Origin of the sequence: Paragemmobacter kunshanensis (assembly GCF_011059185.1) — a bacterium.
GTDB lineage: Bacteria > Pseudomonadota > Alphaproteobacteria > Rhodobacterales > Rhodobacteraceae > Paragemmobacter > Paragemmobacter kunshanensis.
Window position 1 is genome coordinate 81,389 of record NZ_JAALFE010000014.1, and the last position, 18,074, is coordinate 99,462.

Genomic DNA, 18,074 nt, shown 5'->3' on the forward strand with positions numbered 1-18,074 from the left:
CCCTTGGTGATGCGCGGGCCCTGTGCAGGAAGGCACAGCGGGATCACGCGAGGCGGGTGAGGACGCGGTCAAGCCCGTCGAGGAAGAAGGCGGCATTCTCGGCCGAGAAAACCAGCGGCGGGCGGATCTTCAGCACATGGCCCTGCGGGCCGGTGGCAGAGATCAGGATGCGTTCGTCGCGCAGGGCGTTCACGATGCGGGCGGCGCGGGTGCGGTCGGGCTGGCCGTCGGTGACGATGTCGACGGCGAGGAAGAGGCCCGCGGCGCGCACATCGCCCAAGGGCCCGTGCTGGCGGGCAAGATCCTGCAACCCGTCGCGGAAGGCCGCGCCGGTGCGGGCGGCGTTCTGCATCAGGCCCTCATCCTCGATCACGTCCAGCACGGCCATGGCGGTGGCGGCGGCCACGGCATTGCCGCCGAAGGTGTTGAAATAGCGCGCCTTCGCGCCGAACTCGGCGATCACCCCGGGGCGCAGGACAAGGCCCGCGACGGGATAGCCATTGCCCATCGGCTTGCCCAGGCTGACCATGTCGGGGATCACGCCATGGCGGGCGAAGCCCCACATATGGCTGCCGGTGCGGCCAAAGCCGGGCTGCACCTCATCGGCGAGGAAGAGCCCGCCCGCGGCGCGGATGGCGGCGGCGGCGGGGGCGAGGAAGCCGGGCGGATCGGTAAACAGCCCGTCAGAGGAGAAGACGGTATCCACCACCAGAAGCGCGGGGCGGATGCCGTGGCGGGCCAGATCGTCGATGGCGGCCTGAACGGCGGCGGGAAAGGTGATGGCGGGATCGCCCTGGCGCGCATCGGGGGCGGGGATGGTGCGCACATGCGGGCCGAGGGGCACGCCCGCCCCCAGCGAGGGCGAGAATTCCGACACGGCGGCGGTGACGCCGTGATAGGCGTTCGCGGTCACGATGATGCCGGTGTTGCCGGTGGCGGCGCGGGCCAGGCGGAGGGCGAGGTCATTCGCCTCGGACCCGGTGCAGGTGAACATCACATGGGCGAGGTCGGGCGGGAAATGCGCCAGCAGGCGTTCGGCATAGGCCAGCACGCCATCATGCAGGTAGCGGGTATGGGTGGCGAGGCGGGCCGCCTGTTCGGACATGGCGGCCACCACGCGGGGGTGGCAATGCCCGACCGAGGCCACGTTGTTGTAGGTGTCGAGATAGGCCTTGCCTTCGGGATCATGCAGCCAGACCCCCTGCCCCTGCAGCAGATGGACGGGGGTTTCGTAGAACAGCCGGTAGGCCGGGCCGAGCAGGCGCTGGCGGCGGTCGACCATGGCGGTCTCGACCGGGCCGAGTGTGCCGGTGCCGGGGACAAAGGCATTGGGCATGGGATCGCGGGTCATGGCTGTTCCATCGGGTTGGGGGCGGTTTCGGCCAGGGCGGCGGCCAGCGCCGCCTGCAGCGCGGCGGGTCCGGCATCGGCAAGCGCCCGCAGGCCCGCGGCGGCAGAGGGATAATTGCGCAGGATATAGGGGGCGTTCTCGGGGTAGCGGGCGGCGCGAAAGCTGGTGATGGCCAGGGTCGTGACCATGCGGGCGGCCACCAGATCGGGCAGGAGCGCGGCCTCGTCCCGCGACAGCGGGCTTTCGGCGGCCCAGGCGGCCGCGAAGGCGGCCAGCGCGGCGGCGGGGGCATCGGGTTCGATCCGGTAGGCGGCGGCGACGGCCAGATCGCAGACCGCAGGGGTCAGGACCATGTCGCCGAAATCGAGGATGCCGGTCACGCGGTCGGGCGCGGCGGGATCGGCCAGGATGTTGTGGGGGTTCAGATCGCCATGGATCACCTGCCAGCGCAGGGCGGGCAAGGCGGGCGCGATGCGGGCATCGAACCGGTCCAGCAGCGCGGTGGAAAGGGCGCGCAGATCGGCATCGGCGATATGGGGCACGAGCGGGCGCAGGGCGGCGGCGCGCTTGATATCCCATTGCAGGACGTGATCGGCGGCGGGATCGGCAAAGCCGCGCAGCGCCCGGGCCAGCCGCCCGCCCAGCCGTGCCACGCCCTGCGACTGCGCGCGCGAGGCGGGCAGGCCCGCGAGCGGCGCGCCTTCGACCCAGGTCAGCACCCGCATCAGATGGCCCTCCGGCAGGACCAGATCGGCGCTGCCGTCCGACAGCGGGCGCAGATGCGGGATGGGCAGCGCCGGATCGCGGGCGGCGGCATGGCGCAGCGCGGCGCTCTGGAAGCGCGTCATCGCATGGGGTTCGGCAAGGTTGGCAATCTTGACGACGAAGCGCCCCTCGGGCGCGTCCATCCGGTGGTTCAGGTCGCGTTCCGAGGTGAGCGGGCGCAGCGCACCCGACAGGCCCCAATGCCGCGCCAGCCAGCCCGCCACCTGATCGGGCGGGAAGGCGGGCGGCCGGCTGTCGAGCAGCGGGCCGAGGGGGGCGTCGGTCATGGGCGGCATCCTGTCATCCCCCGAGTTTCAGCAGGAAGCGCGGCAAAAGGGAAGCGCCCGAATCCGACAGCCGGGGGGGATGGGTGGGGGATGGTGGGCGGTGAGGGACTCGAACCCCCGACATTCTCGGTGTAAACGAGACGCTCTACCAACTGAGCTAACCGCCCCCGGGGGCAGGCTTTAGCCCAAGGCCAAGGCCCGCGGCAAGCGGAAACGGCACGCGCCGCCCCGCCTGCCGCAGGGGGGGATCACAGGCGCATGACGATGGGGGGATCGCCGTCTTCGCCTTCCTGCATGTCGTCAGGGGCGAAATCGCCGCCCGCTGGCAGGTTTTCAAGCCGGATGGTTTCCGCCCTTTCCAGCAGGGCCTCGCCGCCTTCGGACATCAGGAAGACGGCATTGGCGGCGAAATCCTCGAACCGGCGTTCAAGCACGGGGGCCTCCATGTCGGCGATCACCCAGCGTTCGCACAGGATCACCCTGTCGCTGTCGGGATCGACGGCAAGCCGCCCTGCCCCGACCGCCGCGCCCAGGTAATGCCCTTCGACCATCGCCCGCAGCAGCGCGGCATCGGGGAAATCAAGGCACTGGATCGGGGTGGACACCTCGAGTTCCGCATCGTCGATCCGGGTGAGGTGAAAGGTCACCCCTTCGGCCAGGGACAGGCCGACAAGGCCCTGATCATCGAAGCCGAGGCTGGCAAGGCCGAGCTTGCGACCGAGGATGTCGAGGGCGTGATTTGCATCTTTCATCGTGGAAACACCTGACTGGTTCTACTTGTTACGGGCCACTGGGCGCGCGGCGCGCCCTGGATCAGTTGTTCTCGGGCGGGTTGACCTGCCCACCGTCGACCGGCTGGCGCTGCGCGGCGAGGAAATCCTGGAAACTGGGCGGTTCCGGCTGGTTTTGCACAGCGTCGGGTTCGGGTTTGACCTCAAACACATCGTTGGGCATGCCGAACTTGTCCACGAGGATCTGGTTGAACTTGTTCGACAGACCGCCTGCGATGCGGTCGAATTCCGTGCCCGCTTCCTTGTTCTTGAAATTGGCGCTGGTGTTGCCATTGAGAATCGCCTGCACAAACTGCGACAACAGGTTCAGTTGCCGGCTTTGCGCGTGGACATTCGCCTTGTCGGAAGAGGTCAGGGACGGATTGACAACACGCAGGATCACGGCGTTGTTGAACCATTTGTGCATCAGGTTCTTGCCCATCTCTGCATCGATCGTCTTGTTCTTCACCGCATCGGTAATGCGTGCAGTCTGTTCTGAGATCTTGTCCCGCAGATCCTGCGGCACCTCGAACCTGTTCAGCGCGTCGATCATCTTAAGCGCGGCGCCGTGCAGGGGGGTGAGATACTCCTTCTTGCCATTTTCGCTCTTGAGCTGAGTAGTCGGAGGAATGTCCTTGAAGTCCTGCACCGTCACCAGATCGCTGATCGCGGACTCCATATGCTTGGCCAGTTTGTTCAGCCCGTGGGAATGCAGGACAAGACCGATCGGATCATAGGCCTTGCCGCGGAGGAAGGCGTCTGCCGCCTTTTTGTCTTTGCTTGCCTTCACGATCTCTTCGTCGAGGTTCGTTTTGCCTTCGTTGCTGAACTGGGCGATGCTGCCATCCTTGCTTAACAGATCATCCATCACGGTGATGAAGTTCGTCACGATGTCGGCCTTCAGCGAGCGACCTTCTGTCTTGAATTCATTCGCGATGCTCAGGAGGGAGTCGCGATTGTAGGAAAGCGCCGAGGTGAGAGACAGCCGCTCCATGAGAAGCTTTTCGACGAAGGAATTCACGAAGGCAGAGATCTGCTCGGGGTTCTTCATGTTCTTCGATTTCGCCTCGTCGATGAAGACGTCGATCTGCGTGCTGAGGACGAGCTTGGAGTTCTTCTGGAACGGGATCGACGCCAGATCGAAAGGCAGCGCCTGCTTTGCCTTTAGGATCTCTGACAGCGTGGGCGTCTTGATCGCCTTGATCTCCTTGTTTTCCAGCTTTTCCTTGCGATCCATGCGGTCGTGGTAGTCCGCCTTCATGCTTTCCTTCATCTCGGTCTTGATCGTGTCCATCTTCTTGTCGGAACCGATGGACTTGAAGAAGGCCTTGAAGCCGATGGCGAATTCCGTGCGCGAGTTGAAGAGTTTCTTCAGCCCGGCCTCGCGGTCAAGGTGCGGGGCCTTGTCGGTGCCGGTCTGCTTGACGGCGGTCTTGTCTTCGGTCCGGGGCGAGAGGCCGGGCGAGATGGATTTGATCTGGGGGGTGTTGCTGGTTTTCACGGCGGCTGTCCTTTGGCAAGGGTGATGGGCCGATCATGCCGCGAAAGGGGGGCGGGGCTTGTGTCATCGGATACAAGTGCTGCGGCCTTGCAGGGCGGGACTGGCCGCGGCCTTGTCGGGGGGGGCCCGAAAGACGAAAGGCGCTGCCTGGTGCAGCGCCTTTGCCTAAGGATGGTGGGCGATAACGGATTTGAACCGCTGACATCTTCGATGTGAACGAAGCGCTCTACCGCTGAGCTAATCGCCCGATGGCGCGGTGTTTAGTCGTCTTCGCCGACCTCTGCAAGGGCCTCTTTCGGGCCTTTGGGCGCATTCTTTTCCCCTGCCCCGCGCAGGCGCAGCGTGATCTGCTGTTCGGCCCCTTCGCCCTTGGTGCGGGCCACGCGGGCCTTGCCGAGGGGCGGCAGGTTCAGGGATTCGCCCTTCTGCAGCGCCTCGCCCAGGGTGGCGAGGGTGGCCTCGACGATTTCCTTCACGCCGCCCTTCTTCTTGCCGTCGAGGGCGGCCACGACGCGGGAGAGCAGTTCCTTCTTCTTCAGTTGCGGGCCGGCCGCGGCCTTGGCGGGCCGCGCGAGCGCGGCGGCATCCGCGGGGGGCGCCGCGGGCACGGAGGCGAGAACGGGCGCGGCGATCTTCGGCGCGGCCACGACCGCCTTCACGGCAGGTTTGGCGGCGGGTTTCTTCGCGGCCGGTTTCTTGACGGCGGATTTACTGGCGGAACTGGTGGCCATGACACTACTGCCCTGCTGGTGGTCGGGTGCGACCTGTTATCGGTGGGCAAAGGTTATCCGGCTTGGGCGCGGATTTCCACCACTGCGGTTGAACCGGCGCAGAATTTTCACGCGCTGGATAGCAAGGGGGGGCGCGGTGAACCGCGCCCCCCTCATGCCGGGCGGTCAGGGGCGACCTGCCCCCGATCAATGCGCGATCTGCGCCGCCGTGCTGGAGGCCGCGGCCTTGGCCGCCGCTGCCGCCGCCTCTTCGGCGGCCTCGTCCCATTCCACCGGTTCGGGGGCGCGGACGAGGGCATGTTTCAGCACCTCTTTCACATGGCTGACCGGGATGATGGTCAGACCTTCGCGCACATTGGCCGGGATCTCGGGCAGGTCCTTGGCGTTCTCCTCGGGGATCAGCACCGTCTTGATCCCGCCGCGCAGGGCGGCGAGCAGTTTTTCCTTGAGCCCCCCGATGGCCAGCGCATTGCCGCGCAAAGTCACCTCGCCGGTCATGGCGATGTCCTTGCGGACGGGGATGCCCGTCAGGACCGAGACGATGGAGGTGACCATGGCAAGCCCCGCCGAGGGGCCGTCCTTGGGCGTGGCGCCTTCAGGGACGTGGACATGGATGTCGATGGTTTCGAATTTCGGCGGTTTCACCCCAAGCTCCGGGCTGATGGAGCGGACATAGGAGGCCGCCGCCTCGATCGATTCCTTCATCACGTCGCCGAGCTTGCCCGTCGTCTTCATCCGCCCCTTGCCGGGCAGCTTGAGCGCCTCGATCGACAGAAGATCGCCGCCGACGGACGTCCAGGCCAGGCCCGTGACGACGCCGACCTGATCCTCCTTCTCGGCCAGGCCATAGCGGAAGCGCTTGACGCCCAGGTAATCCTCAAGCTTTTCGGGCGTGACCTCGACGGTCTTTTCCTTCTTCTTGACGATCTCTGTCACGGCCTTGCGGGCCAGCTTGGCGATTTCGCGTTCCAGGTTCCGCACCCCGGCCTCGCGCGTATAGGTGCGGATGACCTCGGTCAGGGCGGGATCGGTGATGGCGAATTCGCCCTTGCGCAGGCCATGCCCCTCGATCTGCTTGGGGATCAGGTGCTGCTTGGCGATCTCGCGCTTTTCATCCTCGGTGTAGCCCGCCAGCGAAATGATCTCCATCCGGTCCAGCAGCGGGCCCGGCATGTTGTAGGAATTCGCCGTGGTGATGAACATCACGTTGGACAGATCGTATTCCACCTCGAGGTAGTGATCCACGAAGGTGGCGTTCTGTTCGGGATCCAGCACCTCGAGCATCGCGCTTGCCGGGTCGCCGCGGAAATCCTGGCCCATCTTGTCGATCTCATCGAGCAGGATCAGCGGATTGGTCGTCTTGGCCTTCTTCAGCGCCTGGATGATCTTGCCGGGCATGGAGCCGATATAGGTGCGGCGGTGGCCCCGGATTTCGGATTCGTCGCGCACCCCGCCCAGCGAGATGCGGATGAATTCGCGCCCCGTGGCCTTGGCCACGCTGCGCCCCAGCGAGGTTTTCCCCACGCCCGGAGGGCCGACGAGGCAGAGGATCGGCCCCTTCAGCTTGGCACTGCGGGCCTGAACGGCAAGGTATTCGACGATGCGTTCCTTGACCTTTTCAAGGCCGTAATGATCCTTGTCGAGAACGTCCTGGCTTTTGTGCAGGTCTTTCTTCACGCGCGATTTCACGCCCCAGGGCACGCCCAGAAGCCAATCGAGATAATTGCGCACCACCGTCGCCTCGGCCGACATGGGCGACATGGATTTCAGCTTCTTCAGTTCCCCTTCGGCCTTTTCGCGGGCCTCCTTGGAAAGCTGGGTCTTCTTGATGCGCTCTTCGAGTTCGGCGATCTCGTTCTGGCCTTCCTCGCCATCGCCCAGCTCGCGCTGGATCGCCTTCATCTGTTCGTTCAGGTAATATTCGCGCTGGGTCTTTTCCATCTGGGTCTTGACGCGCGACTTGATCTTCTTTTCCACCTGAAGCACGGACATTTCGCCCTGCATCTGGCCATAGACCTTTTCCAGACGGGCCGAGACTTCGAGGGTTTCGAGAAGATCCTGCTTCTGGCCCACCTCGATGCCCAGATGGCCCGCCACCAGATCGGCCAGGCGCGCGGGTTCGCGGGTTTCGGCAACGGCGGCCAGCGCCTCTTCGGGGATGTTCTTCTTGATCTTGGCGTAGCGTTCGAATTCCTCGGCCACGGTGCGGATCAGCGCATCGACCGAGGCCTTGTCGCCCAGCGTTTCCGAAAGCGGCGCGACGCGCGCCTCGAAGAAGCGGTCATTGGCGATGAAATCGGTGATGCGGATGCGGGTCTTGCCTTCGACAAGCACCTTGACGGTGCCATCGGGCAGTTTCAGCAGTTGCAGCACATTGGCCAGCACACCGACGCGGTAGATGGCGTCGGTGTCGGGATCGTCAACCGACGGGTCGATCTGCGAGGAAAGCAGGATCTGGCGGTCGTCGGCCATGACCTCTTCGAGCGCGCGGACGGATTTCTCGCGGCCCACGAAAAGCGGCACGATCATGTGCGGGAAAACCACGATATCGCGGAGCGGCAGCACCGGATAGCTGGGGGAGAGGGTATCGCTCATCATGTGTCCTTGTCTGGCAGGAAGGCCCCGGCCCCGGTCTTCGGCAGCGCTCGGCCCTCCCCTTCGGTATCCATATCTGGTGGCCCGCCGGGGGCGAGTCAACCATGCCTTCACATCAACTTGTCCGCCATGATGCGCCCAGCCGAAGGCGGGGGCAAGCAGGCATTGGTCGCATCCTTTACGAAGCCTGCCGCCCCTTCTGCACGGATCGTGCCGCCCGGGCGGGCCTGTCAGGCGGCGGCCGCCACGCCGCGCGGCACCAGCGCGTGCCAGTCGCGCAGCGCCGAAAGCGCCGCGCCGCAGGCGGTGTCGATCCGTTCCAGCCCGCTGCCGATGGTATCCTGCAGCGCATCGATGCGGCCGATGATGGTTTCCAGCCCCGCCGAGCGGTGGCTGAGCATGCCGCTTTCCACCCGGCAGGCGATGCGGACCGTGGACAGCCCCACGATGAGCCGGCGCAGATATTCCACATTGCGGCGCAGCGCGCGGGCCTGATCGAGGACCGCCGTCATCGCGCCCTCGGCATCGCGGGCATAGGTTTCGGCGACCTCGGACAGGATCCGGGATTCGCGGTCACGGTCCACGCCGTCGAGCGCCACGGCGCGGGTCGCGAAATCGGCGCGCACCCCATCCATCAGCCGCGCGGCGCAAAGCAGGAAGAGGCCCCGCTCCTCGCCGCAGGTGGCATGCGGGCCTTCGCCCCGTTCCAGCGAGGAAAAGCCGCTGACATGGCTTTGCACATCCGACAGCATGACGCCGTAGCTGCGGGCGATCTCGCTGATCGTGCGGCGGCCTTCGGAGAGCTTGGCCGCGACGATGCGCATGTTGGCGGTCAGCAGATTGGCCCCGTGCAGCACATGCTGCAGATCGGCCAGTTCGCCGCGCACCTTGCGCAGGTCGACAACCATGCGGTGCAGCGCATCGAGATCGCGTTCGGGGGGCTGGCCCAGAAGCGCGCGGCGGCTGCGCATCTCGCGCAGAAGCGCCTCGGTCTGGAAGGCGGCGTAATTGGGAAATCCCAGCGCGCGCAGGCGTTCGCAGATGCGCCGGGCCGAAGCTTCGGGCGAGAGGCCCCCCGCCTCGGCGGCGAGGAGCGAGGCATATTCCTGTTCGATCACCGGCATCAGATCGGACGAGGGCTTGATGCGGACGGAGAGATAGCCGTCCTCGACCGGGGTGACCAGCGCGAAGACCCAGTAATGCAGCCCGTCGCGGGCGCGGTTCTTGACATAGGCGCCGATGGGATGGCCGGCCTTGATGCCCTCCCACATCAGGTGGAAGACGCCCTTTGGCATGTCGGGATGGCGGATGATGCGATGGGGCGCGCCGATCAGATCGCCGGGGGCATAGTCGGCGATGCGCAGGAAGACATCGTTGAAGGACCGGATCACCCCGCGCCCGTCGGTGCGCGAGAAGAAGACCTCATCCGCCGCGAAGGGGGCGGCCCCGCTGCGGGGCCGGAGCGCGCGGGCCTGTTCCATCGCGCTTTCAAAACCCTGGGCTTCGCAATGCAGGGTCATGCCCGGGATCCGGGGCGGGGGCCGTTGCCGGCATTCGGGGACGGGGTCGTCATTCTGGTCTGCCTTTTCTCCACCCCGGAGGGGCAAGGCCCGGGCCGGGAGCGGTTCAATGGTCTTACGACCAGGGCGCGCGGGCCTTTAGGCAACCATCCGGAGGGATGGCCCCCGGGCCGGGAAAGGGCGGGGTGCAGGCTGTTGCCCGCCGGGCGTGACCTGATGGGCGGGTACGCCAGTTGCGCCGGGGCTGGTGATCAGAGCGGGTCGATGTCGCCTTCGGCGCGGCGGGCGTGGAAATCGGCGACAAAGGCCGAGAGCCGCCCCGCCGCGATGGCATCGCGCAGACCCTGCATCAGATCCTGATAGTAGTGCAGGTTGTGCCAGGTCATCAGCATCGAGGCGATGATCTCGCCCGCCTTGTTGACATGGTGCAGATAGGCGCGGGAATAGTTGCGGCAGGCGGGACAGGTGCATTCCTCGTCCAGCGGGCGGGGATCGTCCTGGTGGCGGGCGTTCTTGATGTTGATCTGGCCTGCCCTTGTCCAGGCCTGGCCGGTGCGGCCCGAGCGGGAGGGAAGCACGCAATCCATCATGTCGATGCCGCGTTCCACCGCGCCCACGATATCATCCGGCTTGCCCACGCCCATCAGGTAGCGGGGCTTGTCCGCAGGCAGGAATCCGGGGGCATAGTCCAGCACGTCGAACATGGCCTCTTGCCCCTCGCCCACGGCAAGGCCGCCCACGGCATAGCCGTCAAAGCCGATGCCCGTCAGCGCACGCGCCGATTCCTCGCGCAGATCGCGGGTCACGCCGCCCTGCATGATGCCGAAAAGCGCATGGCCCAGCCTGTCGCCAAAGGCATCGCGCGAGCGTTGCGCCCAACGCATGGACAGCTGCATGGATTTCGCGACCTCGGCCTCGGTCGCGGGCAGCGCGGGGCATTCATCGAAGCACATGACGATGTCAGAGCCGAGAAGGCGCTGGATCTCCATGCTGCGTTCGGGGGTGAGCATGTGTTTCGACCCGTCGATATGGGACGAGAAGCGCACGCCTTCCTCGGTCAGCTTGCGAAGGCTGGCCAGCGACATGACCTGAAACCCGCCGCTGTCGGTGAGGATCGGGCGATCCCAGTTCATGAAGCGGTGCAGGCCGCCAAGCCGCGCGATGCGTTCGGCGGTGGGGCGCAGCATCAGGTGATAGGTGTTGCCCAGCAGGATATCCGCCCCGGTGGCACGCACGCTGTCGGGCAGCATGGCCTTGACGGTGGCGGCGGTCCCCACGGGCATGAAGGCGGGGGTGCGGATCTCGCCCCGGGTGGTGTGAATGACGCCAGTGCGCGCCTTGCCATCCGTTGCATGAAGGGTGAAGCCGAAGCCCTGCGCCATGGTCGTGGCCCTTTCCTGAAAGCGGCCCCTTTTGGCGCAAGGCGGGCGGGATGGAAAGAGGGGACAGTTCTATTCCGGGTAGGGCCGCGCCGCCTTGGCCACCGCCAGCTTGCCGCCGTTCTTCTTTGTCTGTGCGGTCGCCGTCCATTCATAGCGATGCGCGCCATCCGGCGGACAGGGCTGCTTGTATTTGAACTGCCCCGCCGGGATCACATCGCCCCCCGCATAGGCCACGACGCCGCCCCCATGGTTGAAGCCCGGCACATCGCGATCCACCAGCTTGAAGCGGATGAAGGCCGTGCCTTCGGGCACGTCCCTTACGGCAAAGGCCGGGCTGGGCACCGTTCCCGGATTGCCGCTGCTGCAGGGCTTCAGCCCATCCCAGGTGAAGGCGATCTCGAAGGCGAGAGCGGGGATCGGCGACGTCATCAGGATCGCTGCGGTTATCAGGCGGGTCAGAAGGGACATGGCAAACCTTTCCTGTGGAGGGTGACACGTTTCATCAAGGCCCGCAGCCCGGGCCATCATTGCCGGTGCCGCGCGGATTTTCGCGGCGGTGGCATATGGCCGCTTTCCTCCAGCGCGTGGCGCAGGCGGCGGATCAGGGTGTTGCGCGCGCGCTCATCCGCGGTGGCGCGCAGGGCTTCGTTGATATCGAGGATCAGGCGCGACACATCATTGTGCCAGTCCATCCGCGCCACCTGTTCCGGCGCAAGGCGCGGCGGATCGGCATTGGCCCGGCGGATGAAGCCATCGGCCGAAAGGCCGAAGCTGTCATCCAGCGCGGGCAGCGCCAGACGGTCACCCGGCAGAAGCGGGACCAGCCGCGCGGCCAGCGCCTCCATCGCTTCGGATTCGCCATGGACAAGGAACAGCCCATGGCGGACCGGCAGGCGTTCGGTGATCCATTGCACCAGTTCGCGCCCGTCGGCATGGCCGGAATACAGGTCGATGGAGCGGATCCGCGCGCGGACCGGGAATTCCTCGCCCTGGATCCGCACCTCGCGCGCGCCGTCCTGCAACAGCCGGCCCAGCGTCGCCTCGGCCTGATAGCCCACGAGCAGGAGCGTCGCCGCCTCGCGCGCGATCCAGTTTTTCAGATGGTGGCGGATGCGCCCGGCCTCGCACATGCCCGAGGCGGCAAGGATGATGTGAAAGCCGCGCGCATTGGCCAGCGCGCGGGACTGTTCCACCGTTTCGGTGAAATGCAGATGGCTGGATTGCAGCCCCTCCACCAGCGCGGCGCCGTTCTCCAACGCGCGCGCATGCTTGCGAAACAGGGCCGTGGCGCGGGTGGCCATGGGGCTGTCGACATGGATGGGGCAGAAGGGGATGTCGCCCGCCAGCATCAAGGTGGAGAGGTCGGCGATCAGTTCCTGCGCGCGTTCGACGGCAAAGGTGGGGATCAGCAGGACTCCATCCTCGCGCCAGGCGGCGCGCACCTCATCGCGCAGGGCGGCGCGGCGGTGTTCGGCGCTGGCCTCGATCCGGTCGGTATCGCCATAGGTGGATTCGCAGATGACGTAATCCAGATCCGACGGCCCTTCCGGATCGGGCTGCAACAGCTTGGCATCCGGGCCGATATCGCCGGAAAAGAGCAGGCGCAGCGGCGTGTTCGGGGCGGTCAGCTCCACCTCGATCGAGGCCGAGCCCAGCAGATGCCCCGCATTCCAGAACCGCGCGCGGCAGCCGGGCAGGACGGGGAACCACTGGTCCATCTCCTGCGGGCGCATCAGGGCCAGCGTCGCCTCGGCATCGCGGGCATCATAGATCGGCGTCAGATCCGCGCCGCCGCGCCGCCGGTTGCGGCGGTTCAGCATCTCGACCTCGGTCTCCTGGATATGGGCGCTGTCGGGCAGCATCACGGCGCAGAGATCCACGGTCGCCGGGGTGGCGTGGATCGGGCCGGTGAAGCCGTCTCGCACAAGTTTGGGCAGCAGCCCGGAATGGTCGATATGGGCATGGGTGAGCAGGACCGCGGAAATCGCGGCGGCGTCAAAGGGAAAGGGGCGGTAGTTCAGGCCCTTTTCCGTCTTCGATCCCTGGAACATCCCGCAATCCACCAGCACCGCGCCCGTGGCGGTTTCCAGCCGGAAGCACGATCCCGTCACCGCCCGCGCGGCTCCGTGGAAGGTCAGGATCGGATTGCGGGACATGGCGGCATTTCCCTTGCGATGATGCGATCAGTCGATCACGGCGAAATGTACCTCGACCGGGGTGCAATCCTTGCCATTGATCGGGATCATGTCCTGCGGGCAGGCCGACATCACCACCACGCAGTCCATCTGCGCGCGCAGCAGGACATGATCGCCGGGCTTCGACAGGGGCTCTCCCCAGGTGATGCCGCCATCGGCGGCGATGGGGATGTTCATCCACAGGTTCAGCGGGCTGGGGGTTTCGGTGCGGGGAAAGCCGATCATGGCAAGGGCGGCATGCAGGTTGTCGGTGCAATTGTCATGGTAATCGCCGCAGCCCAGCATGCGGTAGCGGTGGATATCGCAGGCGGCGATGACGGTGTCGTGCCGCCCGGGCGAGGTGTCCTCCTCCAGCACAAGGATCGGACGGCGGCGATTGGTCAGCAGCGCGTCGCCCGCCTTCGGAAAGACCGAACCGATGAAGCCGCGCAGATGCTCCATCGACATGAATTCCCCCGGATCCCCGGCATTGAAGGCCCAGGTATCCACCACCTGCGTGCCATGGGTGTTCACGATGCGGATCGCCTGCCCCGCCGCCAGCCTGACCGCCCTGCCCCGCCGCGCCGGAACCGTTTCCATGGCCGCCCTCCCCTTTCCGGCCACGATGATCCTTGCGACAGACCATTGCAAGACCCCCGGGCCCCGGCGCGGGTGGCCCCGTTGCATGGGTATTTGGGCCAGGATGAAGGGGCAGGTCGCGCTTTCCCTTCATCTTGGCGGCAAATACCCGCGGGGGTGAATGGCGGCGCGGCACGCGACGCCAGAGGGGGCAGCCGCCCCCTGACCCGAGCCGAAGCGCGAATGCGCGCAGGCGAGACAAAAGGAATGCGCGGCCCCGGAACGGGGGCGCGTGCCGCCTATTTCCTTTCCTCTTCCGGTCCGGGGGTCAGGCCATAGGGCGCGACCAGCCGCCAGACATGGGCGGGGATCATGTTCTTCATCCGGGCGGGAAAGACGCGGCGCAGGTGGAGGACGGTTTCGATCGCCTTCATCTCCACCCTGGCCCGCGCGAATTCAAGGCCGCGCGGCCCGATGCGCGGCTGCAGAAAGGCCACGATGGGGCGCGCCCAGTCGGGCATGGCGCGCAGCGGCAGGCCGCCCGCGGCGCGTTCGGTATTGGCCATGAAGCCGCGCACGGCCCCCGCGCGCTTGCCCTTGTCCGTCAGCGGTCTGACGGTGACGCGGTCGGCCAGCAGCGCCAGCAGTTCCTCGCCCCGGTCATTGCGGGTGATCACCCATTGATCGCCATCGCCGCCCATATAGCCCACGGTGATATCGGCCAGACGGTTGGTGTAATCGACGCAGGTCTTGCAGGTCATCGGGAAGAAATCGGCCGGAAGCTGCGACAGCGGCAGCTTGAGGAAGGGCACGGTGCGCGTGGGGCGGCCATCGTCATAGCGCAGCTCCACCCGGTAATCGGCGCGGAATTCCAGATAGCTGATCGTCTCGGGTCGCGGGTCGATCCGGGCTAGGAAATGGTGGAAATTCTCGGTCGTCGTATTGTCGGAACAGGGGGTCCCGATGACATGGATCCGCTCGAAGCCCAGTTCCGCCTCGAGCGCGCGCAGGGCGTGGACCTGGCAGGGAATGCCCACCACCGCGATGCGCCGGTGCCCGGCGGCAGCGGCGGGTTCGAGCAGCGCGAGCGTCGGGCCGAACCCCATGCGCATGCCGCGGACCCGCGGCATCTCGGCCGGGTCGGTGACGATCACCGGCAGGGGTTTCCAGCGGTCCTCGGGATCGGGCGCGGTGGTCAGCACCGCCGTCACCGCCCCGGTTTCCAGAAGCCGCGCGGCCAAGGCCGTGGTGATCCCGGTCCATTGCGCGCCGGGCAGCGGCGCGGTCATGCGAACGCGCAGCATGCGGCGGGTGACGCCGAAGAAACGCTCTTCGCCCTGTGCCGGGTCGGCCGGGCGGCCATGCGCGCGCGCCTCGCGCGCGGGGTAGTCGGGCGCGATGAACTGGCAGGCCCGGCCGCAGGCGCGGCCATCGCCCAGGCGCGAGATGCCGCAATCGGTGCAAAGCCCCGGGCGCGGCGCACCGCCAAGCGACGGGGCGGCAAGGCCGGGCATGGGGGGAAGCGGGCCGTCGGGCATGATGATCCCTGCGGGCCGGGCTGGCCCTTGGGCAAAGCTAGTGCGCGTCAGCCGTTACGTCCAGAAAAACTGTCAGGCCTGATTGACAGTCTGCCGCCCCGAGCGTGGCGCTCCGCGATAGAGCGCGGTCAGGAGCGTGGCCAGATCGCCGCCCTGCAGCCTGTGCGGGGCGAGCGGCTCCAGCGCCCGGCGGGCCGCGGCGGCATCGCGCAGGACAAGGCCCGAAAGGCTTTGTCCCAGGGGGGCGCGGGTCAGCAGCAGGTGGATCTGCGCCTGCATCAGCAGGTTCAGGCGGATGGCATGGCGCAGCGCCTCCCATGCCGGGGCGTCGGTGGCCGGGCTGAAGGCCCAGAGCCGCAGGGGAAAGGGATCGCGGCAGCCCGGCAGCGGGCGGCTCCAGCCCGAGAGGCCCGAGGCCGGATCGGCGCTGTCGGGATCGGGATCGACGGATTGCAGGATCGCTTCGGAGAAGGCGCCGATGGCGGCGCGGCTGATCAGGGTCGCGCCGCGGCGGCGGGGCCTGTCCCAGCGCAGGTCCACATGCGGGGCCAGGAGCGTGGCCGCGCGGGAAAGCAGGTGCAGGTCTCGGGGCATGGGACAGATCCTTGTCAGGGGACAGGAACGGGAACTGGAACAACGGGTCAAGGCTGGCACAGCCTTTCCCCCCTGCGAAGACAGGATGACGGCGGGGCGGCAGACCAAAGGCAGCGGCGCGGGCGCAAAGGGATAGCGCCGGGTCAGGCGAACATCGGGAAGGTCACGCCCAGCGACCAGGCCAGCATCAGCCCCATGCCGATGCCCGCGATGGCGGGCAGGCCCGTCCGTCGCCCGATCACCCCCGAAAGCGTGCCGAAGATCAGGAAGAAGAGCAGGATCACCGGCAGGATGATCAGAAGGAACATCAGCCGGTCGAAGTTCAGCGCCACCGCCGCAAGAAGCGAGGCGAGGAAGGCCCCGCGCGCCAAGAGCACGCGCCAGAGCGGCGCGCGACCGCCCTCTGTCAGGATCGCGTCGCCCAGCAGATAGGGCACCGCGCCAAGCGCCAGCCCCGCGATCACCGCAAGGCGGCCCGCATGCGGCAGGAAGGAGGCCACCGCCTGATCCAGCGCCAGCCCGAATCCCGCGATGGAAGCCGCGCCCACCAGCAGCGCAAGCGGCCAGACCCGCGCCGGGAACTGCCCGGCAAGCGCCCCGGCCCGGGCCAGCAGCGCAAGCGTCAGCGCGCCATAGGCCGCGAAATGCAGCACCAGGTAATCGGCCACGAGGACGGGCAGGATGCGCGTCTCGATGGGGGCAAGAAGCAGCGGCACGGCAAGGGGCGGCAGCAGGCAGGCGGCAAGGAAGGGGCGCAGCCCAAGGGGCGCTGCCCCGGCAGGCGCGCCTGCGGGCGGGCCTGCGGGCAGCGCCCGGGCCAGGGGCCAGGCCAGCGCCGCGACGCCTGCCAGCAGAAGCAGGATCCAGCCGCCCCGGTTCTCGGCGGGCCTTGCGCCATCACGCCCGAAGACCCGGTCAAGCCAGAGCGCCGCCGCATCCAGCGCCACGGTGGATTGCAGCACCGCCACATGTTCCACATGGGGGGCCAGGATCAGGCGGCGCGCGGTGCCCTGCGTGATCTCGCCCACCTCGCTCTCCGGTCCCGCTGCCGGATCGGTGAGGCGCAAGAGGCGCAGCCCCTCATCCGCGAGGCGGCTTTCCCATGCGCCCGCGATCAGCAGCAGATTGGCGGGTTCCGCAGGCGTCACCGCCCGCGAAAAGGCCGAGACGGCCACCACCGCCTGCACGGCGGGGGATTCGGGATCGGGCAGGGCCGCGCGGATCACGATGTCAGAGGCCATGGAATGGCCCAGATAGGCCAGCCGCCCATCGGCGCGGGGATGGGCCAGCGCGGCGCGGGCGACGGCGCGCAACTCATCAACCATCAACCGGGTGGTGCCCTCGACCGAGGTGACATCCCCCGTCATCGGGTGGGGATTGCGGCCATGGCCCATGAAATCGAAACTGGCCACCAGATAGCCCGACTGCGCCAGGGCGAGCGAGAAGGACTCCATCCATTGCCGCGATCCGGCAAAGCCATGCGCCACCACGACAAGGGGCGCGGGATCGGTGCCGGGCGGCAGGTAAAGCGTGGCAGGGGCGATATCGGCCCCGGCGAGCGGCTGGATCGTCAGCCCCTTGCGGGCGCTGTCGAGATGCCAGAGCGAGACGAGGATGGCCAGAAGGGCGCACAGGGCCACTGCGATGCGTTTCATTGCGCGGTCATCCCCTGCCCTGCCTTCCCTGCCCTGCCCTTTCTGCCCCACCTAGCACGCGCGGCGGCGGATGCCACGGTGGCGAAAGCGTGAGCGGTGCCCTCGCGGCGGGCCATTGTCGCGGCGGCGGGCAGCGCTTAGGGTGCCGCGCCATCGACTCAGCCATCGAACGGGGTTTTGCGTGATCCGTGCCTTCGCCCTTCTCTCCCTCGGCCTGCTGGCCGCCTGCGGTTCGTCCCGGGACATGCAGCTTTATCCCGTCGCAGGCCCGCTGGCCGCGCAGGTGCCGCCGCCTGTCGTCGTGGCCAAGGCCACGAATGCGCGCGACAATTCCGGCGAGTTGAGCTTTCGCCTGCCGAAGGGGCCGCGCTGCAACGGCACCTGGACCAGCGTCGCCCCGACGGTGGTGACCAAGGAGCGCGGGATCGACCTGTCGATCCGCAATCTGGGCGGGCGGCTGGGGCGTGACCGGTCGACCGTGGCCGGGGTGAATTCCGGCGAGATCTATGCCGTCTGCCGCGACGGGACCATCGTGCAGGGCACCTTCGTGACGGGCAGCGGCACGACCAGCGGCACAGGCACGGCGACGGATACGCTGGGCAACAGCTACAAGGTGCTGTTCTAGGCGCGGA

The 18,074-nt window shown here is 67.3% G+C and carries 15 protein-coding genes and 2 tRNA genes; 1 reads left to right on the forward strand and 16 read right to left on the reverse strand.

The window, feature by feature from the left end; all coding sequences use genetic code 11:
- Positions 1-43: 43 nt before the first annotated feature.
- From G5V65_RS14545 to G5V65_RS14620, 16 genes are all read right to left on the reverse strand, one after another.
- On the reverse strand, positions 44-1,351 hold the full coding sequence (locus tag G5V65_RS14545) for an aspartate aminotransferase family protein (protein WP_165051412.1): 1,308 nt from the start codon (positions 1,349-1,351) through the stop codon (positions 44-46).
- Positions 1,348-2,403: a phosphotransferase gene (locus G5V65_RS14550; RefSeq protein ID WP_165051414.1), complete on the reverse strand. Its 1,056-nt coding sequence runs from the start codon at positions 2,401-2,403 to the stop codon at positions 1,348-1,350. Before G5V65_RS14550 ends, G5V65_RS14545 begins: the two co-directional genes overlap by 4 nt.
- Before the next feature lie 91 nt (positions 2,404-2,494).
- A tRNA-Val gene (locus G5V65_RS14555) sits at positions 2,495-2,570 on the reverse strand.
- Between the two features lie 81 nt (positions 2,571-2,651).
- Positions 2,652-3,155: a CesT family type III secretion system chaperone gene (locus G5V65_RS14560; protein ID WP_165051417.1), complete on the reverse strand. Its 504-nt coding sequence runs from the start codon at positions 3,153-3,155 to the stop codon at positions 2,652-2,654.
- A 61-nt stretch (positions 3,156-3,216) separates the two neighbouring features.
- Entirely contained in the window at positions 3,217-4,674 is a 1,458-nt protein-coding gene (locus G5V65_RS14565) for a hypothetical protein (RefSeq protein ID WP_165051419.1), read from the reverse strand.
- Between the two features lie 172 nt (positions 4,675-4,846).
- Positions 4,847-4,921, reverse strand: a tRNA-Val gene (locus G5V65_RS14570).
- Positions 4,922-4,934: 13 nt separating this feature from the next.
- Positions 4,935-5,405 carry an HU family DNA-binding protein gene (locus G5V65_RS14575; RefSeq protein WP_165051421.1) on the reverse strand — a complete coding sequence of 157 codons (471 nt, stop codon included), beginning with the start codon at positions 5,403-5,405 and terminating at the stop codon, positions 4,935-4,937.
- 186 nt (positions 5,406-5,591) lie between these two features.
- A complete protein-coding gene (gene lon, locus G5V65_RS14580; RefSeq protein WP_165051423.1) occupies positions 5,592-8,000 on the reverse strand; it encodes an endopeptidase La in 2,409 nt (802 codons plus the stop codon).
- A gap of 230 nt (positions 8,001-8,230) precedes the next feature.
- Complete coding sequence (locus G5V65_RS14585; protein ID WP_165051425.1) at positions 8,231-9,481, reverse strand: PAS domain-containing protein; 1,251 nt, start codon at positions 9,479-9,481, stop codon at positions 8,231-8,233.
- A gap of 290 nt (positions 9,482-9,771) precedes the next feature.
- Complete coding sequence (gene tgt, locus G5V65_RS14590) at positions 9,772-10,902, reverse strand: tRNA guanosine(34) transglycosylase Tgt (protein ID WP_165051427.1); 1,131 nt, start codon at positions 10,900-10,902, stop codon at positions 9,772-9,774.
- Between the two features lie 69 nt (positions 10,903-10,971).
- On the reverse strand, positions 10,972-11,370 hold the full coding sequence (locus G5V65_RS14595) for a YbhB/YbcL family Raf kinase inhibitor-like protein (RefSeq protein ID WP_165051429.1): 399 nt from the start codon (positions 11,368-11,370) through the stop codon (positions 10,972-10,974).
- Between the two features lie 56 nt (positions 11,371-11,426).
- A complete protein-coding gene (locus G5V65_RS14600; protein WP_165051431.1) occupies positions 11,427-13,058 on the reverse strand; it encodes an MBL fold metallo-hydrolase RNA specificity domain-containing protein in 1,632 nt (543 codons plus the stop codon).
- Between the two features lie 27 nt (positions 13,059-13,085).
- Positions 13,086-13,676, reverse strand: a complete 591-nt coding sequence (locus G5V65_RS14605; protein ID WP_206526807.1) for a DUF1989 domain-containing protein — start codon at positions 13,674-13,676, stop codon at positions 13,086-13,088.
- 278 nt (positions 13,677-13,954) lie between these two features.
- The gene (locus G5V65_RS14610; RefSeq protein WP_241250578.1) at positions 13,955-15,193 is read right to left on the reverse strand and encodes a Coenzyme F420 hydrogenase/dehydrogenase, beta subunit C-terminal domain; all 1,239 of its coding nucleotides are present in this window, start codon (positions 15,191-15,193) and stop codon (positions 13,955-13,957) included.
- Between the two features lie 72 nt (positions 15,194-15,265).
- Positions 15,266-15,787, reverse strand: coding sequence for a hypothetical protein (locus G5V65_RS14615; protein ID WP_165051435.1), 522 nt, complete (start codon positions 15,785-15,787; stop codon positions 15,266-15,268).
- Between the two features lie 143 nt (positions 15,788-15,930).
- Positions 15,931-17,442 carry an alpha/beta hydrolase family protein gene (locus G5V65_RS14620; protein WP_165051437.1) on the reverse strand — a complete coding sequence of 504 codons (1,512 nt, stop codon included), beginning with the start codon at positions 17,440-17,442 and terminating at the stop codon, positions 15,931-15,933.
- A 181-nt stretch (positions 17,443-17,623) separates the two neighbouring features.
- Between G5V65_RS14620 and G5V65_RS14625 the strand changes: the two genes are divergently transcribed.
- A complete protein-coding gene (locus G5V65_RS14625) occupies positions 17,624-18,067 on the forward strand; it encodes a hypothetical protein (RefSeq protein ID WP_165051439.1) in 444 nt (147 codons plus the stop codon).
- Positions 18,068-18,074: the final 7 nt, after the last annotated feature.

Excerpts from the sequence above, each read along its gene's own strand:
- G5V65_RS14550 (WP_165051414.1), bottom strand. The coding sequence starts at position 2,403 with ATGACCGACGCCCCCCTCGGCCCGCTGCTCGACAGCCGGCCGCCCGCC.
- tgt (WP_165051427.1), bottom strand. The coding sequence starts at position 10,902 with ATGGCGCAGGGCTTCGGCTTCACCCTTCATGCAACGGATGGCAAGGCG.
- G5V65_RS14610 (WP_241250578.1), bottom strand. The coding sequence starts at position 15,193 with ATGCCCGACGGCCCGCTTCCCCCCATGCCCGGCCTTGCCGCCCCGTCG.
- lon (WP_165051423.1), bottom strand. The coding sequence starts at position 8,000 with ATGAGCGATACCCTCTCCCCCAGCTATCCGGTGCTGCCGCTCCGCGAT.
- G5V65_RS14620 (WP_165051437.1), bottom strand. The coding sequence starts at position 17,442 with ATGAAACGCATCGCAGTGGCCCTGTGCGCCCTTCTGGCCATCCTCGTC.
- G5V65_RS14585 (WP_165051425.1), bottom strand. The coding sequence starts at position 9,481 with ATGGAACAGGCCCGCGCGCTCCGGCCCCGCAGCGGGGCCGCCCCCTTC.
- G5V65_RS14605 (WP_206526807.1), bottom strand. The coding sequence starts at position 13,676 with ATGGAAACGGTTCCGGCGCGGCGGGGCAGGGCGGTCAGGCTGGCGGCG.
- G5V65_RS14560 (WP_165051417.1), bottom strand. The coding sequence starts at position 3,155 with ATGAAAGATGCAAATCACGCCCTCGACATCCTCGGTCGCAAGCTCGGC.
- G5V65_RS14575 (WP_165051421.1), bottom strand. The coding sequence starts at position 5,405 with ATGGCCACCAGTTCCGCCAGTAAATCCGCCGTCAAGAAACCGGCCGCG.
- G5V65_RS14615 (WP_165051435.1), bottom strand. The coding sequence starts at position 15,787 with ATGCCCCGAGACCTGCACCTGCTTTCCCGCGCGGCCACGCTCCTGGCC.
- G5V65_RS14595 (WP_165051429.1), bottom strand. The coding sequence starts at position 11,370 with ATGTCCCTTCTGACCCGCCTGATAACCGCAGCGATCCTGATGACGTCG.
- G5V65_RS14545 (WP_165051412.1), bottom strand. The coding sequence starts at position 1,351 with ATGACCCGCGATCCCATGCCCAATGCCTTTGTCCCCGGCACCGGCACA.
- G5V65_RS14600 (WP_165051431.1), bottom strand. The coding sequence starts at position 13,058 with ATGTCCCGCAATCCGATCCTGACCTTCCACGGAGCCGCGCGGGCGGTG.